Consider the following 26,944-nt stretch of genomic DNA (forward strand, 5'->3'; position numbering starts at 1 on the left):
AGGGAGCCCGGGCGGTGCGCGTCGTCGATGAAAAGACGCCCGCGAAAGCCGCCCGCGCCGTCGTCAAGGGCCTTGTCGCCTACAACACGGCGAAGGCCGGCAAGGCGAAATACAAGCGCTTCGCCGTGTCGGTCCGCGACGACAGGGACGAGATCCGGGGCGGCATCGTCGCCTACACGATCTGGAACTGGTGCTTCATCGAGCTTCTCTGGCTCGATGAAGCGGCCCGCGGCGGCGGTTTCGGCACCGAGCTGATGCAGCGGGCCGAGGCGATCGCGGCAGAACGCGGCGCCAGGCATGTCTATGTCGACACGTTCAGCTTCCAGGGCGACGGATTTTATCAGGGTCTCGGCTACGAGACCTTCGGGGAGCTGACCGAGTTTCCGCCCGGCCATCGCCGCATCTGGTTGAAGAAGGACCTTCCGTGAGTTCCAATTCCAAGGCCAAGCCATCGCCCAAGGAAAGTCCGACCGAACCGTTCAAGCGGTCGGTCGCCTCCTGCATGCGCGCCATCGCCCGGCGCGAGGATCTCGAGGTGACCTATGCCTCGGACAAGCCGGGGCTTGCCGGCGACAAGGCGCGCCTGCCGGAGCCGCCGCGCAAGATGTCGGCGCATGATGCCGCCATCGTCCGCGGCCATGGCGACGCCATGGCGCTCCGCCTTGCCGTGCACAATCCCAAGGTTCATCGCGCCATGGTGCCCGATGGTCAGGCGGCGCGTGCCGTCTTCGAGGCCGTCGAGAGCGCCCGCATCGAGGCGATCGGCGCCAACCGCATGGCCGGCGTGGCGCAGAACCTGACCGCCCGGCTCGAAGACCACTATCACCGGCTCGGCAAATACGAGGACATCACCGACAAGGCCGACGCGCCGCTCGAGGACGCGCTCGCCTTGATGGTGCGGCAGCGGCTGACCGGCCTCAAGGCGCCGAGCCAGGCCGCCAAGATCGTCGATCTCTGGAAGGAGACGATCGAGGCCAAGGCCGGCAAGAATCTGGAGAAGCTGGTTGGCCTCGAAGGCGACCAGCGCGCCTTCGGCAAGGCCGTCCGGGAACTGCTGACCTCGCTCGACATGGGCGACGAGAAGGGCAGTTCCGACGACGACAATGAGGACGACTCGGAGAACCAGGAGCAGGATTCGCCCGAATCCGGCGAAAGCCCGGACAGCCAGCAGGAGGAATCCTCCGAAGGCATGCAGATGGAGGATGCCGACGAGATGTCCGACGAGTCGCCGGATGGCGCTCAGGAGGCCTCCGACGCACAGACCGCCGAACTGCCCGACGAGAACGACATGGGCGACGCCGACGAGGCGAGCGAACCGTGGCGGCCGAAATCGCAAGGCAACGAACGCAAGGGTCCCGACTACAAGCCGTTCACGCCGAAGTTCGACGAGATCATCGACGCGCCGGATCTGTGCGACGCCGAGGAACTCGATCGCCTGCGCGCCTATCTCGACAAGCAGCTGAGCCATCTCGGCCCGGTCGTCGCCCGGCTCGCCAACCGCCTGCAGCGGCGCCTGATGGCGCAGCAGAACCGCGCCTGGGACTTCGACCTCGAGGAGGGCGTGCTCGATCCCTCACGCCTGCCGCGCGTCATCATGGACCCGATGGCGGCGCTGTCGTTCAAGCGCGAGCGCGACACCAATTTCCGCGACACGGTGGTGACCCTGCTGCTCGACAATTCCGGCTCGATGCGCGGCCGGCCGATCACCGTCGCCGCGACCTGCGCCGATATCCTGGCCCGCACCCTCGAGCGCTGCGGCGTCAAGGTCGAGATCCTCGGCTTCACCACCCGCGCCTGGAAGGGCGGGCAGGCGCGCGAGTTCTGGCTGCAGAACGGCAAGCCGGCCAATCCCGGCCGCCTCAACGATCTCAGGCACATCATCTACAAGTCGGGCGATGCTCCCTGGCGGCGGGCGCGCAAGAACCTTGGCCTGATGATGCGCGAGGGGCTGCTCAAGGAGAACATCGACGGCGAAGCGCTCGATTGGGCTCACAAGCGCCTGCTCGCGCGTTCCGAGCAGCGCAAGATCCTGATGATGATTTCGGACGGCGCGCCGGTCGACGATTCCACCTTGTCGGTCAACCCGGGCAATTACCTCGAGCGGCACCTGCGCTGGGTGATCGAGGAGATCGAGACCCGGTCGCCGGTCGAGCTCATCGCCATCGGCATTGGCCATGACGTGACCCGCTATTATCGCCGCGCGGTCACCATCGTGGATGCCGAGGAGCTGGGTGGCGCCATGACCGAAAAGCTCGCCGAACTGTTCGACGAGGGCGCCGACGGCAGCCAGCCCGCGACCCCGACCCGCCGCAAGGTCGCCTGATGACCGATCCGGGCCTGGATGGTCCGCCGTCCTCGGCTGGCCCCGGCGGGGGTGAGCCGGGCGGCTCCGCCGCCTTGTCGCGCCGCCGCCTCATGACCGGCGTGGCCGCCGCCGTGCTCGCAGCGCCGGCGCTGCCGGTTGCCGCCACCGCCAGGCCGGCCCTGCCCGGTGCGCCCGTCGACATCACCGTGCGCTCGTTCCCGATCAATGCCTTCGCCCCCGGCCAGCCGACCAAGACCGTCTTCGGCCGGCTCGAATATCTCGGCGGGCTCGAACTGCAATCGGACCATCGCGGCTTCGGCGGCATCTCGTCGATCCGCACCGATGCGACCGGCCAGCGCCTGACCGCGATCACCGACAAGGGTCAATGGCTGACCGCCCGCATCGACATGGAAGGCCGCAAGCCCGCCGGACTGTCGCAGGCGCGCATGGCGGCGATCCTCGGTCCCAATGGCCGGCCGCTCGCCGATACCGGCAATTGGGATACCGAGGCGCTCTGGATCGAGGGCGGCACGGCCTATGTCGCGGTTGAGCGCACCCACCGCATCTTCCGTTTCGACACTTTCGGCCGCGACGGCCTGACCGCCCGCGGCGTTGCCTCGCCCGTTCCGATGGGCGACCGGCGGCTCTCCGGCAATCGCGGCATCGAAGCCCTTGGCGTGCTGCCACGCCCCTCGCCGCTCGCCGGCACGCTGATCGGCATTTCCGAGCGTGGCCTGAACGATCAGGGCGATATCAGGGGCTTCCTGTTCACCCCGACGCCACGCGAATTCTTCGTCAAGCGCACCAATGAGTTCGACATCACCGACCTCGCCTTCCTGCCCAATGGCGACCTGTTGATCCTGGAGCGCTGGTTTTCGGTGTGGCGGGGCTTGGGCGTGCGCATCCGGCGCATCGATGCGGCCAATATCCGGCCGGGCGCGACCCTCGACGGCCCGATCGTCATGTCGGCCGATCTCAGCGCGCAGATCGACAATATGGAAGGGCTCGCCGTCCATCGCGACGGCAATGGCGACACCATCCTGACCCTGGTCTCGGACAATAATTTCTCGTTCCTGCAGCGCACCCTGCTGCTGCAATTCGCCTATCGCGGCTGACATGACCTTGGACGTCGCCGTTACCGGCCTGTTCTCCGCCGACGAGCGCGATTTCGTCTCGCATGCGGTCGACCGGCTCGACCTCGGCCTCGACGGCATCGCCGGCGACCGCCATGCCGGAGCCACCCGCAAGACCGGCGCGCGCGAACCCTGGCATCCGCGCGGCACGGTGATCCGCAACGACCGGCAAGTGTCGATCCTCAGCGCCGAGGAACTGGCCGAAACGGCCGCTCTGATGGGCCTGCCGACGCTGCCGGCCGAATGGATCGGCGCCAATATCACGGTTGCCGGCATGCCCGCCCTGTCGCAGCTCGCGCCGATGTCGCGGCTGATGGCGCCGTCGGGCGCGACCATCGTGGTGACCGCCTATAATGCGCCGTGCCGGCAGTCGGGCCGGGCGATCGCCGCCCGCTCCGGTGTCGCCGCGCACGAGTTCGGTTTCGTCAAGGCTGCCAGCGGCCGGCGCGGCCTGGTCGGTTATGTCGAGCGGCCTGGCCTGGTGCGGCTCGCCGACGTTCTGACCGTGGTGGCGCCGCGACGGTTTGGCCAGATTCCCTCTGGAACCCCGGGCGGAACTCGTGTATAGGCCCGCGACTTATGAATTTGCGTGCCGCGTGGCCCTTGGTCCTGTGGCCCCGCTGGAGAGACATCCATGGCCGTTCCGAGAAGAAAAACATCGCCGTCGCGTCAGGGCATGCGCCGTTCGCACGACGCCATCAAGGCTCCGACCTATGTCGAGGACAAGGACTCGGGCAATCTGCGCCGTCCGCATCACGTCGATCTGAAGACCGGCATGTATCGCGGCAAGCAGATCCTGAAGCCGAAGACCACCACCAACGACTGATCCGGCGGGCTTTCGAGCTTCGTTAAAAAAAGCCGGTCTCGCGACCGGCTTTTTTGTTGATCGCTGTCGCGCCGGTCTCAGGCGCCGGTATCGGCCTTGAAGCCGGCCGCCTCGATACCGGCGACAGCCGCCAGCTCGTCATTGTCGGAGGTGTCGCCGGAAATGCCGACCGCGCCGATCAGCGCACCCGAACCGTCGCGGATCAGCACGCCGCCCGGCACCGGCGTGAGCCGGTCGTGGGTCAGCCCGCCAAGGGCGGTGATGAAATGCGGCCGCTCGACCGCGAATTTCTGCAGCATCCGGCCGCCGACACCAACCGCCACGCAGCCATAGGCCTTGCCGTGGGCGATCTCGGCGCGCAGCAGCGCGGTATTGTCCTCGACCACGGTCATGCGGACCGCGCCGCGCGCGTCCACCACCACCACGCCGATCGGTTTGAAGCTCTTTTCATGGGCATAGGCCAGCGCCTTGTCGACAATCGTGCGGACCGAGGCGAGCGTGAGGTTGGTCATGGGCGTCTCCAGACAGGTGATAGGACAGGCTCGGAGCCTTGCGCCGGGCGCAGAATGACGGTCCACCGGAGCCATGGCGCAGCCGGGGACGCTTGTGTTAGGGCTGCGACAATCGATCGGCCCGCGAGGCCGGTCATGACAGGTTTCGGGCCTCAGCGGAAGGCCCGGTCGGAGGACGCCCATGACCGCGCAGATGACCGCGCAGACGCGTGATTTTCACAAGCCGGGCCGTTCACCGGTCTATGCCACTGAAGCCATGGCCGCGACCTCGCACCCGCTGGCAACCGCCGCCGCGATCGAGATGATGCGAGCCGGCGGCACCGCGGCCGACGCCGCGATCGCCGCGGTCGGCGTCATGGCGGTGGTCGAGCCGCATATGACCGGCATCGGCGGCGACTGTTTCGCGCTGGTCTCCAAGCCGGGCAAACCGATCTGGGGCTATAACGGCTCGGGCCGCGCCGCCAAGGCGGCCGAACCGGCCGTCCTGCGCGCCCAAGGCTTGACCTCCATACCGATCGATTCCGTCCATGCCGTCACCGTGCCGGGCGCGATCGAGGCCTGGGAAGCGATCCTCAAGGCCCATGGCAAATTCGACCTCGGCCGGGTGCTGCAGCCGGCGATCCGTTATGCCAAGGAGGGCTGGCCGGTCACCCCGCGCGTCGCCTTCGACTGGGCGGCGGATGCCGAGGCGCTGGCCAAGGACGAAGGTGCCAGCCGCCACTATCTCCTGAATGGCCGGGCGCCCAGGGCGGGCGACCGGATGTCGAGCGCGGCGCTCGGCGCAACGCTCGAAACCATTGCCAAGGAAGGCGCCAAGGGCTTCTACGAAGGCCGCGTCGCCGAGGACATCGTCAAGACGGTGCGCGCCAAGGGCGGCCTCTTGACGCTCGAGGACCTGGCCGGCCACCACGGGACGGTCGAGACCCCGGCACGGTCGAGCTACAAGGGCGTCGAGGTGGTCGAGCTGCCACCCAACGGCCAGGGCATCACCGCGCTGATCCTGCTCAACATCCTCGAGAATTTCGACCTGCGCAGCATGGACCCGCAATCGCCGGAGCGGCTGCATCTCGGCATCGAGGCTGCCCGCCTGGCTTATGCCGTCCGGGACCAGCATATTGCCGATCCCGCCCACATGCGCTTCAGCGTCGACCAGCTGACCAGCAAGGCCTTCGCCAAGAGGCTGGCCGCCATGATCAACCCGGCCAAGCGCACGCCGCTCCTGGTGCCGCCGCCGCCGGGTTCCGACACGATCTACTGCACCATCGTCGATCGCGACCGCATGGCGGTCTCGTTCATCAACTCGATCTTCCACCATTTCGGCTCGAAGATCTGCACGCCGGGCACCGGCATCCTGCTGCAGAACCGCGGCGCCGGCTTCCGTCTCGAGGAAGGCCACGCCAATTGCATCGGGCCGGCCAAGCGGCCGATGCACACGATCATTCCGGCCATGCTGGTCGAAAATGGCGAGGTGACCACCAGTTTCGGCGTCATGGGCGGCAGCTATCAGTCATCGGGCCATGCCCATGTGGTGGCCAACATGTTCGACTACGGCATGGACCCGCAGGCGGCGATCGATGCGCCGCGCGCTTTCTTCGAGGGCGAGAAGACCACGGTCGAGCCGACCTGGCCCGAGGCGACCATCGCCAGGCTGCGCGCCATGGACCACGACGTCGAGATCACCACCAAGCCGATCGGCGGCGGCCAGATGATCCGGATCGACCGGTCGGGTTTCCTGATCGGCGGATCCGACGCACGCAAGGATGGTTCGGCGCTCGGTTACTGATCGCGCCGATCAGGCCTCGCGGCGCAGCAAGGCGCCGCGAGCCGCACCGGGCCGGTCCGAAACGCCGGCCTGATAGCGTGCCTCCGCCTCGTCGACCCGGGCCTGGCGGGCGAACCGCGTTTCCGGTTCATGCATCACCTCGGCGAGCAATTGGGTGGCAAAGGCCGAGGTCAGCGGCTGGCCGAAGGCCGGACGCCGCTCCATCACCGGTTCGTGCACCACGACCAGGCCAACCGGCGGCGCGGCGACCGGGTCGGGCGCGCGGCGCTCGCCGGTGCGCGGCCGGTCGGTCCAACGGCGACCCCACCGGATGTCCGCATCGGCTGTGACACCGCTGATCGCCATGGTCGCTCCCGTTTTGCAGCCGGCGGACAGCCACCGGCAGACGGTTTCGCGCAAGAGCCGTGCCTGCCCGATTCGTACCGGAATGATACAGCGTGATAAGGAACGGTCGACAACCCGGCCGGTCGGCTGGGTCGGGCCAAGGCCCCGGCCGACGCGGTCCGTCCCTCATCGACACGCTTCATTCATACATTTTCCCGTTTGATGGGAAGGTTGGTGGTCGAGGCGGAACGGATAAAGCTGTGGACAGCGGTGATGCGACGATCGCCAGATCGGACGTGGCCGAACGCGATCGCCGCGCGGCAACGGATTCCGGCACCAATGCCATCCTGTCATCCGTCGGCACCGCGACCTATGAATGGGCCGTGCCCTCGGACCGGCTGACCTGGAGCGCCAATGCCGCCGCCGTCTTCGACGTCGAAAACCTCGCGCGTTTCGCCACCGGCCGCGGTTATGCCCAGATGCTGGCAACCGAATCCCCCGCCGGCCGCTATGAAGCGGTGGTCAACTCGCCGGGCACCGATCATGGCGACGGCGTCGCCTATGAAATCGAATATGCGCTGTCACCACGCCCCGGGGTGACCCACTGGGTCGAGGATTCCGGCCGCTGGTTCGCCTCGTCCGACGGCCGGCCGCTGCGCGCCCACGGCACGGTCCGGATCATCACCGACCGCTACGAACATCGCCGCAGGCTGGCGGCGGCGAGCGAGATCGACCCGCTGACCGGCCAGCTGTCCCGGCATCGCTTCTGCGAAGTCCTGCAGGCCACCCTCGACGATGCCCAGAAGGTCCGCGGCTCGATCGGCTTCCTGATCGCGGCGATCGACAATCTCGCACGCATCAACGAGGCCTATGGCTTCGACCGGGCCGACGAAATCATCGCCGCGGTTGGCCGGCGGATCCGCTCGCGCATGCGCGGCGGCGATCTCATTGGCCGGCTTTCGGGCAACAAGTTCGGCATCATCATGCGCAACTGCCAGCCCGACGAAATGGCGACCGCCGCCGAGCGCATCCTGGCCGGCGTCCGTGACGACGTCTTCGCCACGCCGGCTGGCCCGATCTCGATCACCGTCACCATGGGGGGCGTGATCGCCCCGCGCCATGCCGTCGACCTCACCTCGGTCATGGGCCGCGCGCAAGAAGCGCTCGACGGCGTCAAGGCCCGGCGGCGCGGCGCCTTCCAGGCCTATCAGCCCAATCTCGAGCGCGAGCAGAGCCGCCGCGAGAACCGCCGGATCACCGACGAGATCGTCACCGCTCTCAACGACCGCCGCATCAGCCTGGCCTTCCAGCCGATCGTTTCCGCCCGCGGCGCGCGCGAGGTCTCGTCTTACGAGTGCCTGCTGCGCATCCGCCGCAGCGACGGCTCGCTGCTGCCGGCCAGCACCATCGTGCCGGTGGCCGAGAAGCTCGGCCTGATCCGCCTGGTCGACCATCGGGTGCTGGAGCTTGCCGTCGCCGAGCTTTTGGCCGCGCCGACCTTGCGCCTCTCGGTCAATGTCTCGCCGGCCACCACCATGGACCACGACTGGCTCGATGCCCTTGCCGCCAAGGTCAAGGCGCATCCCGATATCGCCCGGCGGCTGAGCGTCGAGATCACCGAAACCGAAGCCATTGCCGATGTCGAAGACACCCGCCACTTCGTCGCCAGGGTGCAGGGCTTGGGCCTCAGCGTCGCCATCGACGATTTCGGCGCCGGCTACACCTCATTTCGCAATCTGCGCCGGCTCGGCGTCAATTGCGTCAAGATCGACGGCGCCTTTGTCGAGAATTTCGAGCGCGGCGAGGACGACCGGCATTTCGTCGCGACGCTCCTCGGCCTTGCCCGGCACATGGGGCTGAGCACGGTCGCCGAATGGGTGCCGAACGAGACCGTCGCCCGGGCTCTTACCGAGCTCGGCTGCGACTACCTGCAAGGTGTCCATACCGGCGGCGCCAGCGAAGCGCGGCCATGGCTCACCGACGTCACGCCCGGGCCAGGCCCCGGGGCGTGAACCCGGGCAATCCAGACCACTTGCCGGACTACTTGCGCGACAGGCTTTCGAGCTTGCGCTGCATCTCGGCGAGTTGGTGTTTCAGCTCGTCGATATCGCCGTCCTTGGCCGGAGGTTCGGCTGACGCAGCGGCAGCCTGGCCCGGCTTCTTCTCGTCGACGGCCGCCGCCTCGCCACCCGCCCGCTCGTCGCGCTTGGCGAAGGGCGAGAAGATCGAGAAGGCGCGCTCGAACATTTCCATGTTGCGCCGCACGTGGGCCTCGAACGGCTGGACCAGCGGATTGGCGCCGAAAGCGGTGCCGAGCTGCTGGCGCAGCTTGTCCTGCTCTTTCGACAGGCTGTCGATCGACAGTTCGAGAAAGCGCGGCACCAGAAGTTGCATGCTGTCGCCATAGAAACGGATCAGCTGGCGCAGGAACGCCACCGGCAGCATGTTCTGCCCGTCCTTGTTCTCCTGCTCGAAGATGATCTGTGCCAGGACCGATCGGGTGATGTCGTCGCCGGTCTTGGCGTCGTAAACCACGAAATCGTTGCCGGCTTTCACCATGACAGCCAGATCCTCGAGCGTCACGTAAGTCGAGGTACCGGTGTTGTAGAGTCGCCGGTTGGCGTATTTTTTGATCGTGACCAGATCGTTCTTGGCCATCGTTCCCCTCGGTCTGGGCGCGGTGGCCCCGATACCGCCGCATGCCATTGTTTCATCACGTTATGACGTTTCCGCAAGACCTGCCACGGTTTTGTGCAGCGCCCGCTCGACAAGGATCCGATCCGCATTTCGGCTCGGTTGACAGGCCCGCTGTATCACCGACATGGTCTGTCTCAGACAGACGCCGCCGCTGGACGTGGCGGCATGGTGAGACAGGAGGAATGCATGTCCGAGGAAGTCGTCATCGTTGGTGCCGCCCGCACGCCGGTCGGCTCGTTCAACGGCGCTCTCGCCAGTCTTCCTGCTCACGAATTGGGCGCGATCGCGATCAAGGCGGCGCTCGAGCGCGCCAATGTGAAGCCGGAAGAGGTCGACGAGGTCGTGTTCGGCCAGATCCTCACCGCCGGCGAAGGCCAGAACCCGGCCCGCCAGGCCGCGATCAAGGCCGGCATCCCCGCCGAGAAGACCGCCTGGGCCTTGAACCAGCTCTGCGGCTCCGGCCTGCGCACGGTGGCGATCGGCATGCAGCAGATCGCCAATGGCGACGCCAAGATCATCGTCGCCGGCGGCCAGGAGAGCATGTCGATGGCGCCGCATGTCGCGCATCTGCGCAACGGCACCAAGATGGGCGCGCTCGAAATGACCGATTCCATGCTGAAGGACGGCCTGATCGACGCCTTCCACGGCTATCACATGGGCATCACGGCGGAAAACGTCGCCGAGAAGTGGCAGATCACCAAGGATGAGCAGGACCGCTTTGCGGTGTCGTCGCAGAACAAGGCCGAGGCCGCCCGCAAGTCCGGCAAGTTCAAGGACGAGATCGTGCCGGTGACCATTTCGTCGCGCAAAGGCGATGTGATCGTCGACACCGACGAATATATTCGCGACGGCGCGAATATCGAGGCGATGGGCAAGCTGAAGCCGGCCTTCAAGAAGGACGGCACGGTCACCGCCGGCAATGCATCGGGCATCAATGACGGCGCGGCCGCGGTCGTGCTGATGACGCGCGCCGAGGCCGACCGGCGTGGCCTGAAGCCGCTCGCCACCGTCAAGTCCTGGGCGACCGCCGGCGTCGATCCCGCGATCATGGGATCCGGCCCGATCCCGGCGTCGCGCAAGGCGCTCGAAAAGGCCGGCTGGACGGTCAAGGATCTTGACCTGGTGGAGGCCAACGAAGCCTTCGCGGCTCAGGCCATCGCGGTCAACAAGGACATGGGCTGGGATACCGACAAGGTCAATGTCAATGGCGGCGCCATTGCCATCGGCCACCCGATCGGTGCCTCCGGCGCCCGCGTCCTGGTGACCCTGCTGCACGAAATGCAGAAGCGCGGCGCCAAGAAGGGTCTCGCCACGCTGTGCATCGGTGGTGGCATGGGCGTTGCTCTCTGCGTCGAGCGCTGAGTGCGTCGAGCGCTGAGTGCGTCGAGCACCGAGCGCTTCGCGCGCTTGACCAACCGATGACATGAAAAGGGGCGGCAACCGCCGCCCCCTAAGGTCTTCATCGCTCCATGAAGCCCTGCGAAAAACCTGGCACCAAGAGGCTGGGATCGAGAAACTGACCTTCCAAAAAACCGAAAGAGGGAAAACACCATGGCACGGGTCGCATTGGTTACCGGGGGTACGCGCGGCATTGGCGGCGCGATATCGAAGGCGCTGCAGGCTGCCGGCTACAAGGTCGCCGCCAATTATGCTGGCAATGACGAGGCCGCCGCCAAATTCAAGGCCGAGACCGGCATTCCGGTGTTCAAGTTCGACGTCGGCGACTTCGACGCCTCGGCGGCCGGCGTTGCCGCGGTCGAGGGCGAGGTCGGCGGCATCGACATCCTCGTCAACAATGCCGGCATCACGCGCGACGGCTTCTTCCACAAGATGACCAAGGACCAGTGGTCGGCGGTGATCCGCACCAATCTGGACAGCCTGTTCAATGTCACGCGGCCGGTGATCGACGGCATGCGCGCCCGCTCCTTCGGCCGCATCGTCGTGATCTCTTCGATCAATGGCCAGAAGGGCCAGATGGGCCAGGTCAATTACTCCGCCTCCAAGGCCGGCGACATCGGCTTCGTCAAGGCGCTGGCCCAGGAAAACGCCAACAAGGGCATCACCGTCAATGCCATCTGCCCGGGCTATATCGGCACCGAAATGGTCGCCGCCATCGATCCCGAAGTGCTGAAGGCCAAGATCCTGCCGCAGATCCCGGTCGGCCGGCTCGGCGACCCCTCGGAAATCGCCCGCGCCGTGGTCTTCCTCGCCTCCGACGAAGGCGGTTTCATCACCGGCTCGACGCTGACCATCAATGGCGGTCAATATTTCGCCTGACCGACCTCTCGCCGCACGCCATGCAAAAGGCCGGGTCGAACCCGGCCTTTCTTGTTGTCGGTGTCCCGGCGGCGCGCGTCAGTCGCGGGCTTCGCCCAGGAGTTCGGTGAGGAAGGGGATCAGCGGCTCATCGGCCGCGGGCATCGGGTAATCGCGCAGCCGGCCGGGCTTCACCCAGGCGAGCCGCTGGCCCTCGCGGCCCCGGACGCTGCCCTGCCACCTGCGGCACACCCAGAGCGGCATGAACAGGTGGAAGGTTTCGTAAGTGTGGCTGGCAAAGGTCAGCGGCGCCAGGCAAGGCTCCTCGACGGTAATGCCGAGCTCTTCATGGAGCTCGCGGATCAGCGTCTCCTCCGGCCGCTCGCCCGGTTCCAGCTTGCCGCCCGGAAACTCCCACAGGCCCGCCAGCGATTTGCCCTCGGGCCGCTCGGCGAGCAGGATCCGGTTGTCCTGGTCGACCAGCGCGCAAGCCACGACGAAGACCAGCTTGACGGCCACCGGTGCGCCCGCCGCCGTCACGAACGGTAGTCGCCGTTGATCGCGACATAGTCCTTGGTCAGGTCGCAGGTCATCACTTTCGCGGTGCCGCGGCCAAGCCCGAGATCGGCGGTCAGCACGATCACGTCGTGCTGCATCACCCGGCTCGCCGCGGCCTCGTCATAGGCCGGATCGCGCTCGCCCTGGTGGGCGACGCGGACATCGCCGAAAGAGATCGACAGCCTGTCGCGTTCGGCCGGCTCGCCAGCCTTGCCGACCGCCATCACCACCCGGCCCCAATTGGCGTCCTCGCCGGCGATCGCCGTCTTCACCAGCGGCGAATCCGCGATCGACTTGGCGACCTTGAAGGCCGAGGCGTTGGAGACCGCGCCCTTGACCACCACATGGACCAGCTTGCGGGCACCCTCGCCGTCGCGGGCGACCTGCTCGGCAAGATCGGCCAGCACGGCATCCAGCGCCTTCTTGAACCCGGCGAGCCGCCGGTCTCCTGCCGCCGCGATACGCGGAGCGCCGCGCGCTTCCGCAGTGCCGGTGGCGAACAGCATCAGCGTGTCGGAGGTCGAGGTATCGCTGTCGACGGTCACCGTGTTGAAGGTCGACTTGACGCCCTTGGCGAGCAGCGCCTGCAGGGCCTCGGCCGCGATCGGTGCGTCGGTGAACACAAACGACAGCATGGTCGCCATGTCGGGCGCGATCATGCCGGCGCCCTTGGCCATGCCGTTGATGGTCACCGTGGCGGCACCGAGCTTCGCCGTGGCGGTGGCAACCTTGGGGAACGTGTCGGTGGTCATGATGGCGCGGGCCGCATCCATCCAGCCGCCGGGCTTGGCGGCCGCGAAGGTCTGGTCGAGCACGCCTTCATATTTGGTCGCATCGAGCGGTTCGCCGATCACGCCGGTCGAGGCCAGGAACACCTCGCTTTGCTTGCAGCCGGCGGCCTTGGCGGCGATCCTGGCGGTCAGCGCGACCGAATCGCGGCCCTTCTTGCCGGTAAAGGCATTGGCATTGCCGGAATTGACCACCAGCGCCCGCGCCACGCCGCCACCGAGATTGGCGCGGCACCAGTCGACCGGAGCGGAGGGGCATTTCGACCTGGTGAAGACGCCGGCAACCGTGGTGCCCTTGGCAAGTCCAACCGCCAGCACGTCGGTGCGCCCGCTATAGCGGATGCCGGCCTCGGCGGTTGCCAGCGTCACGCCGTCGATGGCGGGCAGGGTCGGCACCGTCTTCGGCGCGAGCGGCGACACGGGAGGCACGAATTTGGCCATGGGATTTCCTCGGGGACTGCTGGCGATCTCGACTAAGCCCTTAGCGGATCGCACGGATCGCGAAAAGCTGGATGACAGCCGGACAGGCTTGCGGCACGCAGGTCAGAGAATGCGGCCGCGTGCGCGCCAGATCGCCGCGTTGAGTTCGCCGCCGAGCAGGAAAATGGCGGCGAGGTAGTAGAGGAAGACCAGCGCGACCATGCCCGAGGCAAGGCCGGCATAGGTGTTCACATAATTCTGCGCGAAGCCGGCGATATAGCTGCCGAACACCGTGCCGCCGATCAGCCAGAGCACCAACGTGACGACGATCCCCGGCATCACGTCCATGAAGCGGCGCCGGCCGGCCGGCAGGTAGAGATGCACGATGGTCAGCGCGACGATCAGCACCAGCGAGGCCGCGGCGACCCGGATGAACAGCACGATCCAGCCGAACGGCGCGAGCCAGGGCGCATGCCTGACCGCGGTTGCCCAGAGCAGCGGGCCGAGCACCACCAGGAAGGCGACCGCCAGCAGCGCCACGGCGCCGACCAGCACATAGCCGATCGATTCGAGCCGGCACATGTACCACCAGCGCATTTCCCGCATGTCATAGGAGCGGTTGAGGCCAACCCGCAGCGCCTCGACGCCGTTCGACGAGAAATAGACCGACAGCAATACGCCGAAGGTCAGGATGTCGGTCCGGAAGGTCGTCAGCACCGTGCTGAGCTCATGGGCGATCGGGCGGGCGACGGTTTCCGGCCAGGCCTCGAACAGGAGCTCGGTCACCGTATCGGCATAGGCCTTGGAGCCGAACAGGCCGGCCAGTGCCGTCACCACGATCAGGAACGGAAACAGCGACATCAGCCCATTGAGCGCAATATGGCTGGAAATTGCCCAGCCATCGTCCTCGAGAAACTGCTCACAGGCTTCCCAGGCGATTTTCGCCGCGCTGATGATCATTCCCAAGGCCCCGATGGCTGGTCTGATGCCGACTGATGCGTGAAACGCGCGCGCTCGGCAAGTGGTTGCACCGCGCCCTGTCGATCGCACCGGCGTTTGACCCGGCGCCAGCAAGCCGCCATATCCCGGCAATGACCGCGCCGCGCCAGTTCGATCCCGCCCTTCTCGGCCAGCGCCGCCGCCGCGCCGCGCGCGGCGAGCCGGCCGATTTTCTGCTCCGCCACGTCGCCGAGGACCTGGCGGACCGGCTGATGCTGGTGCAGCGGCAATTCAGCCGTATCGTCGATCTCGGCTCGCCGACCGACGCCGTCCGACAGGCCCTTGGCGAACGCGGCATGGCCATGGCGATCGGCACCGAGACGGTGCCGGCGCTCGGCTCCCGGCGCGCCCGGCCGGTGGTGGTCAGCCAGCCGGACGCCCTGCCCTTCGCCGCCGGCAGCCTCGACCTGGTCGTCTCGGGGCTCGCCCTGCAACTGGTCGACGACCTGCCCGGCGTCTTCGTCCAGGTGCGCCGGGCGCTGAAACCCGACGGCCTGTTCCTGGCCGCCCTGCTCGGCGGCGAGACTTTGACCGAGCTGCGCCAGGCCTTCGCCGAAGCCGAAAGCGAGGTCGAGGGCGGCATCAGCCCGCGCGTCGCGCCCTTCGCCGATATCCGCGACATTGGCGGCCTCCTGCAGCGCGCCGGCTTCGCCCTGCCGGTGACCGACACCGACAAGCTGACGGTGCGCTACGGCGACGTCTTCGCGCTGATGCGCGACCTGCGCGCCATGGGCGCGGCCAATCCGCTGGTCGACCGCCGCACCACCCCCTTGAAGCGCCGGACCCTCCTGCGCATGGCCGAGATCTACCACCAGCGCTTCGCCGATCCGGACGGGCGCATCCGCGCCACCTTCCAGATCATCACGCTGTCCGGCTGGGCGCCGCATGAAAGCCAGCAGCAGCCGCTGAAACCCGGTTCGGCCAAGGCCCGGCTCGCCGATGCCCTGAAGACGATCGAGATGCCGACCGGTGACAAGCCCGGCGATTGAACCGCTCGACAGAGCCGCAGTGTCAGCCCTAGTGTCGCGCCCCACATCCAAACCGCACAGATCGGGACGACACCCATGGACATGACAGGTTCGCAGCGCATCGAGGCCCCGCGCGAGGTCGTCTGGGAGGCGCTCAACGATCCCGAGGTGCTGAAGCAGTGCATTCCCGGCTGCCAGAGCATGGAGCGCAACGGCGACAACGGCTTCAACGCCAAGGCCGTGCTGAAGATCGGCCCGGTCAAGGCATCCTTCTCGGGCTCGGTGACGCTGTCCGATATCGACCCGCCGAACGGCTACACCATTTCGGGCGAAGGCAATGGCGGCGTCGCCGGCATGGCCAAGGGCGGCGCCACGGTGAAACTCGAATCCGAGAGCGAGACCGTCACCGTCCTGCATTATGACGTGAAGAGCCAGATTTCCGGCAAGATCGCCCAGCTCGGCTCGCGCCTGATCGACGCCACCGCCAAGAAGCTGGCCGGCGAGTTCTTCGAGAGCTTCGGCAAGGTCGTCGCTCCGCCGGCCGAGGGCGAACAGCCGACCGACGCGAAGAAGAAGTGGTGGAGCTGGAAGAAGAAGGCCTGACGGCCTGGCGCCATGGCCTCCTGCCCGACCGCCGGCGCGCTATTCGGCGCGCCGCTCGATCGCTTCCATATCGGCGTCCGACAGGCCGAAATGGTGGCCGATCTCGTGGACAAGCACATGGGCGATGACCGCCCCCAGCGTCTCGTCGTGCTCGGCCCAGTAGTCCAGGATCGGCCGGCGGTAGAGCCAGATCATATTGGGCATGGCGGCGGCCAGCTGCTCGGACCGGAACGGCAGGCCGATGCCCTGGAACAGGCCGAGCAGATCGAAATCGGTCTCGGCCCCCATCTCCTTCAGCACCTCCTCGGTCGGAAAGTCGTCGACCTGGATGACCAGCCCGGCACAGAGCTTGCGGAAGTCCTCGGGCAGGCGCGAATAGGCATCGTTGGCGATGGCCTCGAAGATTTCGAGATCGGGCGCCTTGAGGGCCGCCAACTGGTCATGGGTGATGGTCATGGCTGTCGGTTCGTTGATGTTGGGTGTGGCGCTCAACGGAAATAGGTCCAATAGAGGTAGATCAGGCAGCCGATCGCGCCGATGACGGCGAGCCCCCGGCCGACCCGCTTGCCCCAGATCTCGGCGGGATCGGTGCTCTCGCCCTTGGCGGCGAAAAAATCGGCGCCGCGCTGCAACGCCGAGCCGAGCAAGGGCGCGGAATCGCGATGGGCGCGCGCCAGGATGCGCTCGGCCTCCTCCTGCCGCTCGCGGTCCTCCCGGCTGCGATGATCGTCCTGTGCCATGAACCCGACTCTAGGCGATTTCGGCGCCAGCGGAAGGGGCCGTGATCGCTTGCCCGTCAGCAAAGCGGTCGGCAAGAGATTGGTATGATCTCGTCGTTATCATCCCCCGGGGTCACGGGAGGTTTCGATGTTCATCAGGTTGGCCTCGGCCACGGCACTCGCCATCCTGGCTTTCGCAGCCCCGGCGCAGGCCGGCTTTTTCGGCCGGTCTTACGACGAGCCGGTGATCTACCGCCCGATCGTCAATCCGCAGGTCTATTATTTCCAGCCGGCGCCGGTCCACTACGCCGCCCCGCCGCACCACCGCGTCCGGGCCGCGCGCGCCTGCCGGCCCGGCGCCCAGCACGGCCAGCCGAGGACGATGCGGCGCTGCCGCTGAGGCTCTGGCCGCCAGATCCTATTCGTCGAGCCCGACGATTGCGCGCGCGAAGTCCTTGGCGGCGAAGGGTTCCAGATCGTCGACCCCTTCGCCGACGCCGATGAAGTGAACCGGCAGGCCGAATTTCGCCGCCACCGCCACCAGGATGCCGCCACGCGCGGTACCGTCGAGCTTGGTCATGACGAGGCCGGTGACCCCTGCGGTCCGGCCAAAGACCTCGACCTGGGTCAGCGCATTCTGGCCGGTCGTGGCGTCCAGCACGAGCAGCACCGAATGCGGCGCCGACGCATCGATCTTGCGGATCACCCGCAGCACCTTTTCGAGCTCGGCCATCAGCTCGGTCTTGTTCTGAAGCCGGCCGGCCGTGTCGAGGATCAGCACGTCGGTCCCGGCATCTTGCGCGGCTTTCATCGCGTCGAAGACTAGGCCCGCAGCGTCTGACCCCTGCTCGCGCGCGATCACCGGCGAGCCGGTCCGCTCGCCCCAGATCTTCAACTGCTCGATCGCGGCGGCGCGGAACGTATCGCCGGCGCCCAGCATGACCGATTTGCCTTCGGCCCGGAATTTCGCCGCGAGCTTGCCGATGGTCGTGGTCTTGCCCGAGCCATTGACCCCGACCACCAGCACCACGAAAGGCGCTTTCGCGGCGTCGACCACCAGGGGATGGGCCACCGGCTCCAGCACCTTCTCGATTTCCGCCGACAACACGGCGCGCACTTCGTCCGGCGCGATGTCCTTGCCGAACCGGCCCTTGCCCAGGGCCTCGGTGATCCTGGCCGCCGTATCGATGCCGAGATCGGCCTGGATCAGCAGGTCTTCCAACTCCTCCAGCGTCGCGCCGTCGAGCTTGCGCTTGGTGAACAGGTCGGTGATGCCGCGGCCGAGTTTGGACGAGGTTCGCGACAGGCCGTCCTTCAGCCGCTGCCACCACTTCTTTTTCGGCTCGCTTTTCGGCTCGTTCCTGAACTCGTTCTTGGGCTCGCGCACATGGGGAACAGCGGGCGGCTGGGGGGCGAGCGGCACCGCGATCGGCGCGACCTCGATCGGACCGGCCGGCGGCAGCGCCGGGGCGGCCGCAGGCTGAACCGCCGCCTCGCCGGTCGGATGGGACGGCGGTGCGATCTCGGCGGTCTCGTCACGCCCGAACAGCCGCTTGAGGAAACCGGCCTTTTTCGGCTCGCTGGGCTTCGGCTCATCCACCATGGTCAGGCGATCTCTGTGTCGGCAAGCGTCTGGGCGCCAATATGCTGGCCTCTCGACATGTCCGGTTCGACATATCGGATTTCGACATATCGGATCCCGGGCAGGTTGACTCAAGCTACCCCTTAGGGCGATCGGTGACGCCGATGCAAGCGCAGAACCCTCAGACCTCGTCCCACCCTGTCGTCGACGACCCGCTCGGGCTGCAGGCCCGAGTGATCCATCGCGACGCCATGATGCTGATCATCGACAAGCCGGCCGGCCTGCCGGTGCACAAGGGCCCGGGCGGCGGGGCCAATCTCGCCGATCATCTGGCCGCGCTGCGCTACGGCCTGCCGCGCGATCCGGAGCTCGCCCATCGCCTCGACAAGGAGACCGCCGGCTGCCTGGTGCTCGGCCGGCATCGCAAGGCGCTGGCAAGGCTCGCCGACCTGTTCAAGGCCAATCAGGTCAAGAAGACCTATTGGGCGGTGGTCGAAGGTGGCCCGCCAGCCGATGAGGGGAGCATCACGCTTGCCATGGGTCCACGCGACCCGAAGCGTGGCTGGTGGATGAAGATCGATCCGAAGGGCCAGCCGGCCATCACCCATTTCCGCGTCCTCGGCCGCGCCGAGGGACGATCCTGGCTGGCGCTCGAACCGGTCACCGGCCGCACCCACCAGCTCCGGCTGCACTGCCAGGCCTCGGGCTTTGCGATCCTCGGCGACCCGATCTATGGCAGCGCGCCGCGCCATGGCGGGCCCGGCCTGCATCTCATGGCGCGTTCGATCACCGTGCCGTTCGACCCGAAAAAGCCGGCCGTCGAGGCCGCCGCGGCGGTGCCGCCGCATATGCAGGCAGCGCTCGCCGGCTGCGGCTGGAGCGGCACATGACCCCTGATCCCGAGATGTTCAGGGCCCATCTCGCCCGCTGGAACCTCGAACCCGACGGCCGGCCTTTCGCCACCGCTTCGAGCCGTCTGATGCCGGTTCTGTACGCAGGCCAGCCCGCCATGCTGAAGATCGCGGTCGAGGCTGAGGAGCGCTTCGGCGGCCAGTTGATGGTCTGGTGGGACGGCGAAGGCGCCGCCCGCGTCTTCGCCCATGACGACGATACGCTGCTGATGGAGCGCTCGACCGGCGCCGCCTCGCTTGCCGCCATGGTCCGGGCCGGCCATGACGACGAGGCAAGCCGGATCATTTGCACCGCCGCCGCAAGGCTGCATGCGCCGCGGCCTCGATCCCGGCCGGAACTCATTGGCCTGGAGCACTGGTTCCGCGCGCTCTGGCCCGCTGCCCGGCATGGCGGCCTGATCGCCCAGGCCGCGGCGATCGCGCGCCAACTTCTGGCCGCCCCGCGGGACATCGTCGTGCTGCACGGCGATATTCACCACGGCAATATCCTGGATTTCGGACCGCGCGGCTGGCTTGCCATCGATCCGAAGGGCCTCCTTGGCGAGCGCGCCTTCGATTTCGTCAATCTGTTCCGCAATCCGGACGAGGCGGTTGCGCTGTCGCCCGGGCGCTTTGCGCGACAGCTCGACGTGGTAACCAAGGCCGCGGGACTCGAGCCGACCCGCCTGCTGCACTGGATTCTGGCCTTTGCCGGCCTCCCGGCGGCCTGGCTGATCGGCGATGGCGAGACGCCGGACGACGACCTTGCGGTCGCCGCGCTGGCCGCGGCCGAAATTGCCAAGGCCTGACTTTCGGACGGTTCGCTTTTGTTGCCCGCTCTGGGTTAGGCTCGACTGAGAGGGAGATAACGAAAATGGCTGGCCATTACGACAAGCGGGAAACGCGCGACCCGAACGTTCGTGAGAGAGACCTGTTCAAGCGCCTGCCGGCGGCCATCGCCACGGCGCTGAAGGCGCCCGGCTGGAAGCGCCATCTCGGCAAGATCGATCCGCGCGCCATCACCTCCCGGGCAGCGCTCGCCGAACTGCCGATCCAGCGCAAGTCAGACCTGCCGGCATTGCAGAAGGCGCACCCGCCCTTTGGCGGCTTCATGCCCGGCAAGGCCAGCGCTTTCGGCCGGCTGTTCGTCTCGCCCGGCCCGATCTTCGAACCCGAACCGGTCGGCCATGACGTCTGGCGCATGGGCCGTGTGCTCGCCGCCGGCGGCTTCAAGCGCGGCGACATCGTGCTCAACACCTTTTCCTATCACCTGACCCCGGGCGGCTGGGCTTTCGATTCCGGCGCCCGCGCCGTCGGCTGCGCGGTCATTCCGGCCGGCCCGGGCAATACCGACCACCAGCTCGACCTGATCGAGGCCTATCGGCCGGTGGCCTATACCGGGGTACCGGATTTCCTGAAGATCCTGATCGACACGGCCAAGGCCAAGGGCCGCGACATCTCCTCGATCACCAAGGCGCTGGTTTCGGGCGCCGCCTTCCCGCCGTCGCTGCAGAAGGAGATCGCCGGCCACGGCATTGCCGCTTATCAGACCTACGCCATCGCCGAATGCGGCCCGATCGCCTACGAGACCGAGGCGCGCGACGGCCTGGTGCTGAACGAAGACATCATCCTGGAAATCGTCCGTCCCGGCACCGGTGATCCGGTGCGCGAAGGCGAGGTCGGCGAAATCGTCGTTACCGTGCTCGACATCCACCACCCGCTGATCCGGCTGGCGGTTGGCGACCTGACCGCGGTGCTGCCCGGTGTCTCATCCTGCGGACGGACCAATTGGCGCATCAAGGGCTGGCTCGGCCGCGCCGATCAGACCGCCAAGGTCAAGGGCATGTTCGTCCGCCCCGAACAGGTCGCCGAGGTGGTCAAGCGCCATTCCGAAATCACCCGGGCCCGCCTGGTCGTCGCGCGCAACGGCGAAACCGACATCATGACGCTGCAGGTCGAGACCCGGGCCAAGTCCGCCGAATTCCTGGCGGCCGTCGGCGAGACCGTCCAGGCGGTGACCAAGCTCAAGGGCGCGGTGACGCCGGTCGCGCCCGGCAGCCTGCCGAACGACGGCAAGGTGATCGAGGATACGCGACCGGTCGGCTGACCGCTCGGGGGCTCAGCGCAGCAATGCGGCGTAACGGTCGCGATAGGCGATCAGCAGCATGCCGGTCACGACAGCCAGGACCACCGCCACCGGCATGCCGCCGGGGTTGAGCGCGATGTGGAAGCCGATGATCACGGTGATGATCGGCAAAAGCAGCGCCACGCCCAGCGCCGGCGCGCGGTTGCTCAGCAGCATGACGGCGCCGATCAGGTTGATCGACTTCATCAGCGGCCAGAAGAAGCCGGAAACCTTCAGGGCATGTTCGAAGGCGAGGCCCGCCGGAGAGGTTGGCGGATTGATGTAATTCGTGCCGGTGAAGACCAGCAGCAGGCCGTCGATACCGCTGACCAGGAACAGGAGCCCCAGCAGGATCCGCGGTATGTCCACAAGAATAATTCTGATCATATTCAATCCAACACATGCGCCAGTCGCCCTGCATCCGTGTCGATGCCGGTCCGACATGTCGGTTTGATCGCGCCGGATCCGCGCGATCGTTTCAACGGCCCGGTTCGGGCGTTGCGGACGGACCGATGCGCGCCGGCAGCCAGCCCATCAGCTCCCGCTCGACCACGGTCCTGATCACCCCCATGCCGAGATCCGAATCGTTGAGGCAAGGGATATAGCTGAACCGCTCACCGCCATTGGCCTCGAAGATGTGGCGGTTCTCGCCGTTCAGTTCTTCCAGCGTTTCCAGGCAGTCGGCCGAGAAGCCCGGCGCCAGGATGGCCATGGACTTGACGCCTTTCCTGGCCAGCGCCTCGACGGTCTTGTCGGTATAGGGCTTGATCCACTCGTCCGGGCCGAAACGCGACTGGAAGGTCATCATCAGCCGGTCCGGTCCCATGCCGAGCGCCTCGCCGAGCAGCCGCCAGGTCTTGTGGCAGTGGCAATAATAGGGATCGCCGGCCTCGACATATTTCTGCGGCACGCCGTGAAACGAGGCGAGGATCACCTCCGGGTCGTGGTCCAGTCCTGCGAGATGAGCGCGGATCGATTGCGCCAGGGCGTCGATATAGACCGGCTCGTCGTGATAGGGCGGCGCGACCCTGACCGTCGGCTGCCAGCGCATCTCCATCAGCGCCCGGAACAGATGGTCATTGGCGGTCGCAACCGTCGCCGCGGCATATTGCGGATAGAGCGAGACGGCCAGAATCCGGTCGCAGCCAGCCTTCAACAGCCGTTCCACCGCCGGCTTGATCGCCGGATTGCCGTAACGCATGGCCCAGTCGACGACGACCTTGTCGCTCGACGCGGCCAGCTGGCTCCCGAGCTTTTCGGCCTGATTGCGGGTGATGGTCTTCAGGAAGCTCTCGTCCAGCTCCTTGTTCCAGATCGTCGCATAATCCCGGCCCTTCTTTTGCGGGCGGGTCTGCAGGATGATCAGGTTGAGGATCGGCCACCAGACCGCGCGAGGCGTCTCGATCACCCGGCGATCCCACAGGAATTCCTTCAGGTAGCGCCGCATCGACCAATAATCGGTGCCGTCGGGCGTACCGAGATTCATGATCAGCACCCCGATCTTGCCGGCCTGCACCGGCACATGATCGGGGGGAAGCTTCATTTCGGGCATCAGGGGCTCGCGGTCGACCAAGCGAAGTTGCGCGGGTGATACGCCGGAATTGGAAGGGTTGAAAGGTGCCAAGCGCCGCAGGCGGGTCAGATCGGCCGCAGGCGGGTCAGATCAGCCGCAGGCGGGTCGGATCAGCCGCAGGCGGGTCGGATCAGCCGCAGGCCGATCAGGCCCGGGCCTTGACCGCCGCCGTCAGCGCCAGGGCGAGGCCGGCGGTTGCCCCGATGGTGCCCGCGGCATTGAGCGCCAGCGCCGAGCCGAACAGCGCCGGCCCGACCACGGCTGCGGCATAACCGATCAGCACGGTGGCGAAGGCAATGGCGAGCGACAGCCCGATCTGGCGGGAGAGCCTTGTGGTCAGCAGCCGGGCGGTCGCTGCCGGGCAGACGATCATCGCAACCGCCAGCACCACGCCGACCGACTGGAAGGCAGCCGTGCAGGCAAGCGCGGTCGCGGTCAAGAGCGCGGCCTCCAGCGCGCCGATCGGCAGGCCGGCGGCGCGTGCGAAGACCGGATCGAAGGCGATCAAGGCGAGTTCCTTGTGGAAGGCCACCAGGATCGCCGTCACCAGCACCAGCACCAGGGCGAGCTCGGCGACGACCTTCGGCAGCTGACCAAGCATAACCAGCGGCGACGCCCCGGCCGCGTCATCGGCGGTCACCCAGATCAGCCCTTCCAGGTGGCCGGTCACCACGTGATGGATGTCGAAGGCGGTACGGGCAAGCCCGGTCCATTCCAGAAGCAGGATGCCGAAGGCGAAGAAGCTGGTGAACACGATGCCAAGCGCCGCGCCCGGCTCGACCCGGCCGGCGCGGGTGAGAAAGGCGACGAGGCCGCTCGCCGCGAAAGCCGCGGCCAGGCCGCCGCCAAGGATGACCGGGCTTGCGGTCGACCCCGTGACCACCACCGCGATCACCACGCCCGGCACCACGGCGTGGCTCAGCGCATCGGCGGCCATGGCGCGACGGGTGAGAATCAGAAAATTGCCGACCAGCGCACAGGCCAGCGCCGCGAGCGTCGCCGCCAGCAGCGGCACGAAATCGACCATCCAGAAATTCGCCATCAGCCTTGCCCCGCGATCAGCCCGCGGGCCCGGCCGAACACCAGGCTGAAGGCAAAGAGCAGAGCCGCGACCAGCACGATGGCCGGCCCGGTCGGCGTATCGGCCACCACCGCCGAGACGGCGGCGCCCGAGAAAGCCGAGACGGCGCCGAACCCGGCCGCGAGGATCACCACCAGGCCGGCGCGATCGGTCCAGAACCGTGCCGCCGCCGGCGGGATGACGACCAGGGCGACCGACAAGACGAAGCCGGCCACCGGCAGGGCTGCGACCACCACGACGGCGCAGACAAGCGCAACCAGCCCGTCGAGCCGCGCCACCGGCAGGCCGATCGCCCGGGCGAAGTCGGCATCGAACGCCACCGCGCAGAGCTCCTTCAGCACGGCGACCAGGATTGCCAGCACCAGGACCGCCAACAGCGCCATCACCTCGGCCTCGTGCGGCAGCATGCCGGCGGCCGAGCCGAACAGCAATTGTTCCAGTCCCGCCTGGCGCCCGATCGACAGGGTCTGCACGATGGACAGGAGCGCCAGGCCCAGCCCGAAACCGGCCGCCAGCACCGCGGCGGTCGCCGTATCCGGGCCAACCTTCGGCCGGCGGCCGAGCCATTCGATGGCGATCAGCGAGGCCAGCGCCGCGAGCCCCGCGCCGCCCATCAGCCACAGCGCGTCGCGCGGCGCCCGGTCGAGCGCCGCGGCCAGCAGGAAGGCGCCGGCAATGCCGGGCAAGGTCGCATGTGCCACGGCGTCCGAGACCAGCGCGCGCCGTCGCAGCATGGCGAAGACACCGGCGGCCCCGGCGGCACAGCCGAGCGCAGCCGATCCGAGCATGACCACCGTCGTGTTGAAACCGGCCTGCAAGCTCACCACACGCAGGATCTGGGTGATCAATTGATCCATCGGTCAGGTGGCCAGCGGCACGCCATAGGCCCTGGCCAGCACCTGCGGGGTGAAGGCCTCGGCGACCGGTCCGGCGGCAATGACCGTCTTGTTGAGCACCAGCACGTCGCGAAAGCGGGCGGCGACCGTGCCCAGGTCGTGATGCACACAGACCACCAGGCGGCCGTCCCGGTCGAGCGCGTCGAAGACATCCAGAATAATGCTCTCCGAGGCCGCGTCGACACCCGCCAGCGGCTCGTCGAGAAACAGGATGCGGGCGTCGCGGGCAAGCCCCCGGGCGAGAAAGACGCGCTGCTGCTGACCACCCGACATGGCACCGATCTGCCGGCTGGCCAGATCGGCGAGCCCGACACGGTCGAGCAGGTCGAGCGCCTTGCCGCGCCGGGCCCGGCCATAGGCCCTGAACCAGCCGGTCTCGCGCACCATGCCCTGCAGCACGACATCGAGCGCCGTCGCCGGAAAGTCCCAGTCGACCGAAGCCCGCTGCGGCACATAGGCGGTCAGGCCGCGCGCCTCGTCCATCGTGCGGCCGCCGACATTGACCTTGCCGGTCGACGGCACCAGGCCGAGGATCGCCTTGATCAAGGTCGATTTGCCCGCGCCATTCGGGCCAACCACGGCGACGAGCCCGGTTGCCGGCGCCACCCAGGTGATGTCGGTGAGCGCCGGCACGCCGCGATAGGCGACCGACAGGTCCTCCACCATGAGCCGGCCAGCCAGGACGTCCAGTGTCGGGCCGGGGGGGCGCGCCAGCATGGTCACGCCTCAGCCCGCGACATTCAGGCGGCCGGACATGCCGCGTTCGGGTGCGGTGCCGCCCAGCGCCCGGGCAATCGCCGTGACATTGTGGTCGATCATGCCGAGATAGGTGCCCTCATAGGTCCCTGGCTTGCCCATGGCGTCGGAGAACAGTTCCGCTCCGATGGCGACGGTGTGGCCACGCCGGGCCGCGCCCTCGATCGCCGCCCGGACATTGCGGTCGGACACCGAACTCTCGACGAAAATGGCAGGGATGCGCCGCTTCACCATCAGCTCGACGGTGGCCTCGATGGATTTCAGCCCGGCCTCGCTCTCGGTCGACAGGCCCTGGATGCCGTGCACCTCGAAATCAAAAGCCCTGGCGAGGTAGCCGAAGGCGTCATGCGCGGTCACCAGGAGGCGCCGTTCCGCCGGCACGCTGGACAGGATCCCGCTCGCATAGGTGCCAAGCGCCTGAAGCTCGGCAAGCGTCGATGCGAGCCGCGGCGTCACGGGATCGCGGTTGGGCCGCCCATGGGTCTCGAGCGCATGGGCCACCGCACGAACCACCACGATCCAGAGCCCTGGATCCATCCAGACATGCGGATCGGGCTTGTCCGGCACCTCCTGGTCGTTGAGGCGCCGCTCCCGGGGAACCGCGTCGGCGGCAAACACCACCGGCCGTTGCCGGCCGATCTGGGCAAAGGTCTCGCGGAACTGCGCCTCCAGGTTGAGGCCATGGGCAATCACCAGATCGGCCGCGGTCAGCTTGACGATATCGGCGCGGGTCGGGCGGTAAAGATGCGGATCGACGCCTTCGCCCATCAGCGATTCGACCTTGACCGCATCGCCCGCGAGCATACGTACCGCATCGCCCAGCATGGCGGTCGTGGTCACCACCGACAGCGGTTGAGCCGCGGCGGCGCGACCGAGGCCGAGCGCAAGACCAGCAGCGGCGCCGGCAAAAACCCGGCGTGAGACGGGTGGCATCATGGGTTCACCAGGGTTGAAGCGTTGTTGCAAGTCATTCGCAGGAAATTGCGGCGCGAGGCCTCTCGTGTCAAGTTTGTTGCGACGCATTCGCAAAAACCGCCCCGGCCGGACACCCGAAACGCCGGTGGCGCACCTGCGTCATGGGCGCGAAACGATCCAACCGCCATGATGCGTTTTCGTGACGAGGCGCGCGGCCGTGGACGACGGCGTTGCG

At 67.4% G+C, this 26,944-nt stretch carries 30 protein-coding genes; 15 read left to right on the top strand and 15 right to left on the bottom strand.

Features of this window, described 5'->3' with window-relative positions:
- Window positions 1-14: 14 nt before the first annotated feature.
- The 5 genes from E8M01_RS10470 to rpmF all read left to right on the top strand — a co-directional run bounded on the left by E8M01_RS10470 (window position 15) and on the right by rpmF (window position 4,264).
- Complete coding sequence (locus E8M01_RS10470) at window positions 15-428, top strand: GNAT family N-acetyltransferase (RefSeq protein WP_170181853.1); 414 nt, start codon at window positions 15-17, stop codon at window positions 426-428.
- On the top strand, window positions 425-2,323 hold the full coding sequence (cobT, locus tag E8M01_RS10475; RefSeq protein WP_136960067.1) for a cobaltochelatase subunit CobT: 1,899 nt from the start codon (window positions 425-427) through the stop codon (window positions 2,321-2,323). Before E8M01_RS10470 ends, cobT begins: the two co-directional genes overlap by 4 nt.
- Window positions 2,323-3,420, top strand: coding sequence for an esterase-like activity of phytase family protein (locus tag E8M01_RS10480; RefSeq protein WP_136960068.1), 1,098 nt, complete (start codon window positions 2,323-2,325; stop codon window positions 3,418-3,420). Before cobT ends, E8M01_RS10480 begins: the two co-directional genes overlap by 1 nt.
- 1 nt (window position 3,421) lies before the next feature.
- Window positions 3,422-4,006, top strand: coding sequence for an MOSC domain-containing protein (locus tag E8M01_RS10485; RefSeq protein ID WP_211596708.1), 585 nt, complete (start codon window positions 3,422-3,424; stop codon window positions 4,004-4,006).
- 66 nt (window positions 4,007-4,072) lie between these two features.
- Window positions 4,073-4,264 (top strand): 50S ribosomal protein L32, encoded by a 192-nt coding sequence (gene rpmF / locus E8M01_RS10490; protein WP_136960069.1) that lies wholly within the window; start codon window positions 4,073-4,075, stop codon window positions 4,262-4,264.
- A gap of 77 nt (window positions 4,265-4,341) precedes the next feature.
- Here rpmF and E8M01_RS10495 read toward each other — a convergent pair whose 3' ends face one another.
- Entirely contained in the window at window positions 4,342-4,776 is a 435-nt protein-coding gene (locus tag E8M01_RS10495) for a GlcG/HbpS family heme-binding protein (protein WP_136960070.1), read from the bottom strand.
- Window positions 4,777-4,957: 181 nt separating this feature from the next.
- On the opposite strand from E8M01_RS10495, the gene ggt reads away from it, so the two are divergent.
- On the top strand, window positions 4,958-6,559 hold the full coding sequence (gene ggt / locus E8M01_RS10500) for a gamma-glutamyltransferase (RefSeq protein ID WP_246088673.1): 1,602 nt from the start codon (window positions 4,958-4,960) through the stop codon (window positions 6,557-6,559).
- 9 nt (window positions 6,560-6,568) lie between these two features.
- Here the strand turns inward: ggt and E8M01_RS10505 are convergent, their stop codons facing one another.
- On the bottom strand, window positions 6,569-6,904 hold the full coding sequence (locus tag E8M01_RS10505) for a hypothetical protein (RefSeq protein WP_136960071.1): 336 nt from the start codon (window positions 6,902-6,904) through the stop codon (window positions 6,569-6,571).
- Between the two features lie 239 nt (window positions 6,905-7,143).
- Here E8M01_RS10505 and E8M01_RS10510 point away from each other — a divergent pair, with 239 nt between their 5' ends.
- On the top strand, window positions 7,144-8,895 hold the full coding sequence (locus E8M01_RS10510; protein WP_246088674.1) for a GGDEF domain-containing phosphodiesterase: 1,752 nt from the start codon (window positions 7,144-7,146) through the stop codon (window positions 8,893-8,895).
- Window positions 8,896-8,923: 28 nt separating this feature from the next.
- Here the strand turns inward: E8M01_RS10510 and phaR are convergent, their stop codons facing one another.
- A complete protein-coding gene (gene phaR / locus E8M01_RS10515) occupies window positions 8,924-9,541 on the bottom strand; it encodes a polyhydroxyalkanoate synthesis repressor PhaR (RefSeq protein ID WP_136960072.1) in 618 nt (205 codons plus the stop codon).
- 225 nt (window positions 9,542-9,766) lie between these two features.
- Between phaR and E8M01_RS10520 the strand changes: the two genes are divergently transcribed.
- A complete protein-coding gene (locus tag E8M01_RS10520; RefSeq protein WP_136960073.1) occupies window positions 9,767-10,942 on the top strand; it encodes an acetyl-CoA C-acetyltransferase in 1,176 nt (391 codons plus the stop codon).
- A 189-nt stretch (window positions 10,943-11,131) separates the two neighbouring features.
- Entirely contained in the window at window positions 11,132-11,857 is a 726-nt protein-coding gene (phbB, locus tag E8M01_RS10525) for an acetoacetyl-CoA reductase (RefSeq protein WP_136960074.1), read from the top strand.
- 78 nt (window positions 11,858-11,935) lie between these two features.
- Here the strand turns inward: phbB and E8M01_RS10530 are convergent, their stop codons facing one another.
- The 3 genes from E8M01_RS10530 to E8M01_RS10540 all read right to left on the bottom strand — a co-directional run bounded on the left by E8M01_RS10530 (window position 11,936) and on the right by E8M01_RS10540 (window position 14,562).
- On the bottom strand, window positions 11,936-12,355 hold the full coding sequence (locus E8M01_RS10530) for a (deoxy)nucleoside triphosphate pyrophosphohydrolase (RefSeq protein WP_136960075.1): 420 nt from the start codon (window positions 12,353-12,355) through the stop codon (window positions 11,936-11,938).
- Between the two features lie 17 nt (window positions 12,356-12,372).
- Complete coding sequence (argJ, locus tag E8M01_RS10535; protein ID WP_136960076.1) at window positions 12,373-13,623, bottom strand: bifunctional glutamate N-acetyltransferase/amino-acid acetyltransferase ArgJ; 1,251 nt, start codon at window positions 13,621-13,623, stop codon at window positions 12,373-12,375.
- A 102-nt stretch (window positions 13,624-13,725) separates the two neighbouring features.
- Entirely contained in the window at window positions 13,726-14,562 is an 837-nt protein-coding gene (locus E8M01_RS10540; protein ID WP_136960077.1) for a YihY/virulence factor BrkB family protein, read from the bottom strand.
- 131 nt (window positions 14,563-14,693) lie between these two features.
- Between E8M01_RS10540 and E8M01_RS10545 the strand changes: the two genes are divergently transcribed.
- Window positions 14,694-15,590 carry a methyltransferase domain-containing protein gene (locus tag E8M01_RS10545; RefSeq protein ID WP_136964555.1) on the top strand — a complete coding sequence of 299 codons (897 nt, stop codon included), beginning with the start codon at window positions 14,694-14,696 and terminating at the stop codon, window positions 15,588-15,590.
- Window positions 15,591-15,665: 75 nt separating this feature from the next.
- A complete protein-coding gene (locus E8M01_RS10550) occupies window positions 15,666-16,172 on the top strand; it encodes an SRPBCC family protein (protein ID WP_136960078.1) in 507 nt (168 codons plus the stop codon).
- Window positions 16,173-16,211: 39 nt separating this feature from the next.
- Here E8M01_RS10550 and E8M01_RS10555 read toward each other — a convergent pair whose 3' ends face one another.
- Together E8M01_RS10555 and E8M01_RS10560 are read right to left on the bottom strand one after the other, a co-directional pair.
- Entirely contained in the window at window positions 16,212-16,628 is a 417-nt protein-coding gene (locus E8M01_RS10555) for a metallopeptidase family protein (RefSeq protein ID WP_136960079.1), read from the bottom strand.
- Between the two features lie 32 nt (window positions 16,629-16,660).
- Window positions 16,661-16,912, bottom strand: coding sequence for a hypothetical protein (locus E8M01_RS10560; RefSeq protein ID WP_136960080.1), 252 nt, complete (start codon window positions 16,910-16,912; stop codon window positions 16,661-16,663).
- Window positions 16,913-17,039: 127 nt separating this feature from the next.
- On the opposite strand from E8M01_RS10560, the gene E8M01_RS10565 reads away from it, so the two are divergent.
- Window positions 17,040-17,291, top strand: coding sequence for a hypothetical protein (locus E8M01_RS10565; RefSeq protein ID WP_136960081.1), 252 nt, complete (start codon window positions 17,040-17,042; stop codon window positions 17,289-17,291).
- Window positions 17,292-17,309: 18 nt separating this feature from the next.
- On the opposite strand, the gene ftsY is transcribed toward E8M01_RS10565, so the two are convergent.
- Window positions 17,310-18,494: a signal recognition particle-docking protein FtsY gene (ftsY, locus tag E8M01_RS10570; protein WP_136960082.1), complete on the bottom strand. Its 1,185-nt coding sequence runs from the start codon at window positions 18,492-18,494 to the stop codon at window positions 17,310-17,312.
- 143 nt (window positions 18,495-18,637) lie between these two features.
- On the opposite strand from ftsY, the gene E8M01_RS10575 reads away from it, so the two are divergent.
- The 3 genes from E8M01_RS10575 (at window position 18,638) to E8M01_RS10585 (ending at window position 21,470) form a co-directional block, all read left to right on the top strand.
- Window positions 18,638-19,363 (top strand): RluA family pseudouridine synthase, encoded by a 726-nt coding sequence (locus E8M01_RS10575; protein ID WP_136960083.1) that lies wholly within the window; start codon window positions 18,638-18,640, stop codon window positions 19,361-19,363.
- Window positions 19,364-19,377: 14 nt separating this feature from the next.
- Entirely contained in the window at window positions 19,378-20,172 is a 795-nt protein-coding gene (locus tag E8M01_RS10580) for an aminoglycoside phosphotransferase family protein (protein ID WP_136964556.1), read from the top strand.
- A 65-nt stretch (window positions 20,173-20,237) separates the two neighbouring features.
- Complete coding sequence (locus tag E8M01_RS10585; protein WP_136960084.1) at window positions 20,238-21,470, top strand: phenylacetate--CoA ligase family protein; 1,233 nt, start codon at window positions 20,238-20,240, stop codon at window positions 21,468-21,470.
- A 12-nt stretch (window positions 21,471-21,482) separates the two neighbouring features.
- On the opposite strand, the gene E8M01_RS10590 is transcribed toward E8M01_RS10585, so the two are convergent.
- The 6 genes from E8M01_RS10590 to E8M01_RS10615 form a co-directional block, all read right to left on the bottom strand.
- Entirely contained in the window at window positions 21,483-21,857 is a 375-nt protein-coding gene (locus E8M01_RS10590) for a hypothetical protein (protein WP_136960085.1), read from the bottom strand.
- A 109-nt stretch (window positions 21,858-21,966) separates the two neighbouring features.
- Window positions 21,967-23,040, bottom strand: a complete 1,074-nt coding sequence (gene hemH, locus E8M01_RS10595; protein WP_136960086.1) for a ferrochelatase — start codon at window positions 23,038-23,040, stop codon at window positions 21,967-21,969.
- A 166-nt stretch (window positions 23,041-23,206) separates the two neighbouring features.
- Entirely contained in the window at window positions 23,207-24,103 is an 897-nt protein-coding gene (locus tag E8M01_RS10600; protein WP_136960087.1) for a metal ABC transporter permease, read from the bottom strand.
- A complete protein-coding gene (locus tag E8M01_RS10605; protein ID WP_136960088.1) occupies window positions 24,103-24,999 on the bottom strand; it encodes a metal ABC transporter permease in 897 nt (298 codons plus the stop codon). The genes E8M01_RS10600 and E8M01_RS10605 overlap by 1 nt, the downstream gene beginning before the upstream one ends.
- 3 nt (window positions 25,000-25,002) lie before the next feature.
- Window positions 25,003-25,755: a metal ABC transporter ATP-binding protein gene (locus tag E8M01_RS10610; protein ID WP_136960089.1), complete on the bottom strand. Its 753-nt coding sequence runs from the start codon at window positions 25,753-25,755 to the stop codon at window positions 25,003-25,005.
- 9 nt (window positions 25,756-25,764) lie between these two features.
- Complete coding sequence (locus tag E8M01_RS10615; protein ID WP_136960090.1) at window positions 25,765-26,730, bottom strand: metal ABC transporter solute-binding protein, Zn/Mn family; 966 nt, start codon at window positions 26,728-26,730, stop codon at window positions 25,765-25,767.
- Between the last annotated feature and the right edge of the window lie 214 nt (window positions 26,731-26,944).

It is taken from the genome of Phreatobacter stygius, assembly GCF_005144885.1.
Classification (GTDB): Bacteria; Pseudomonadota; Alphaproteobacteria; order Rhizobiales; family Phreatobacteraceae; genus Phreatobacter; species Phreatobacter stygius.

Excerpts from the sequence above, each read along its gene's own strand:
- E8M01_RS10480 (WP_136960068.1), top strand. The coding sequence starts at position 2,323 with ATGACCGATCCGGGCCTGGATGGTCCGCCGTCCTCGGCTGGCCCCGGC.
- E8M01_RS10485 (WP_211596708.1), top strand. The coding sequence starts at position 3,422 with ATGACCTTGGACGTCGCCGTTACCGGCCTGTTCTCCGCCGACGAGCGC.
- rpmF (WP_136960069.1), top strand. The coding sequence starts at position 4,073 with ATGGCCGTTCCGAGAAGAAAAACATCGCCGTCGCGTCAGGGCATGCGC.
- E8M01_RS10495 (WP_136960070.1), bottom strand. The coding sequence starts at position 4,776 with ATGACCAACCTCACGCTCGCCTCGGTCCGCACGATTGTCGACAAGGCG.
- ggt (WP_246088673.1), top strand. The coding sequence starts at position 4,958 with ATGACCGCGCAGATGACCGCGCAGACGCGTGATTTTCACAAGCCGGGC.
- E8M01_RS10505 (WP_136960071.1), bottom strand. The coding sequence starts at position 6,904 with ATGGCGATCAGCGGTGTCACAGCCGATGCGGACATCCGGTGGGGTCGC.
- phaR (WP_136960072.1), bottom strand. The coding sequence starts at position 9,541 with ATGGCCAAGAACGATCTGGTCACGATCAAAAAATACGCCAACCGGCGA.
- E8M01_RS10520 (WP_136960073.1), top strand. The coding sequence starts at position 9,767 with ATGTCCGAGGAAGTCGTCATCGTTGGTGCCGCCCGCACGCCGGTCGGC.
- phbB (WP_136960074.1), top strand. The coding sequence starts at position 11,132 with ATGGCACGGGTCGCATTGGTTACCGGGGGTACGCGCGGCATTGGCGGC.
- argJ (WP_136960076.1), bottom strand. The coding sequence starts at position 13,623 with ATGGCCAAATTCGTGCCTCCCGTGTCGCCGCTCGCGCCGAAGACGGTG.
- E8M01_RS10540 (WP_136960077.1), bottom strand. The coding sequence starts at position 14,562 with ATGATCATCAGCGCGGCGAAAATCGCCTGGGAAGCCTGTGAGCAGTTT.
- E8M01_RS10545 (WP_136964555.1), top strand. The coding sequence starts at position 14,694 with ATGACCGCGCCGCGCCAGTTCGATCCCGCCCTTCTCGGCCAGCGCCGC.
- E8M01_RS10550 (WP_136960078.1), top strand. The coding sequence starts at position 15,666 with ATGGACATGACAGGTTCGCAGCGCATCGAGGCCCCGCGCGAGGTCGTC.
- E8M01_RS10555 (WP_136960079.1), bottom strand. The coding sequence starts at position 16,628 with ATGACCATCACCCATGACCAGTTGGCGGCCCTCAAGGCGCCCGATCTC.
- E8M01_RS10560 (WP_136960080.1), bottom strand. The coding sequence starts at position 16,912 with ATGGCACAGGACGATCATCGCAGCCGGGAGGACCGCGAGCGGCAGGAG.
- E8M01_RS10565 (WP_136960081.1), top strand. The coding sequence starts at position 17,040 with ATGTTCATCAGGTTGGCCTCGGCCACGGCACTCGCCATCCTGGCTTTC.
- ftsY (WP_136960082.1), bottom strand. The coding sequence starts at position 18,494 with ATGGTGGATGAGCCGAAGCCCAGCGAGCCGAAAAAGGCCGGTTTCCTC.
- E8M01_RS10575 (WP_136960083.1), top strand. The coding sequence starts at position 18,638 with ATGCAAGCGCAGAACCCTCAGACCTCGTCCCACCCTGTCGTCGACGAC.
- E8M01_RS10580 (WP_136964556.1), top strand. The coding sequence starts at position 19,378 with ATGTTCAGGGCCCATCTCGCCCGCTGGAACCTCGAACCCGACGGCCGG.
- E8M01_RS10585 (WP_136960084.1), top strand. The coding sequence starts at position 20,238 with ATGGCTGGCCATTACGACAAGCGGGAAACGCGCGACCCGAACGTTCGT.
- hemH (WP_136960086.1), bottom strand. The coding sequence starts at position 23,040 with ATGCCCGAAATGAAGCTTCCCCCCGATCATGTGCCGGTGCAGGCCGGC.
- E8M01_RS10600 (WP_136960087.1), bottom strand. The coding sequence starts at position 24,103 with ATGGCGAATTTCTGGATGGTCGATTTCGTGCCGCTGCTGGCGGCGACG.
- E8M01_RS10605 (WP_136960088.1), bottom strand. The coding sequence starts at position 24,999 with ATGGATCAATTGATCACCCAGATCCTGCGTGTGGTGAGCTTGCAGGCC.
- E8M01_RS10610 (WP_136960089.1), bottom strand. The coding sequence starts at position 25,755 with ATGCTGGCGCGCCCCCCCGGCCCGACACTGGACGTCCTGGCTGGCCGG.
- E8M01_RS10615 (WP_136960090.1), bottom strand. The coding sequence starts at position 26,730 with ATGATGCCACCCGTCTCACGCCGGGTTTTTGCCGGCGCCGCTGCTGGT.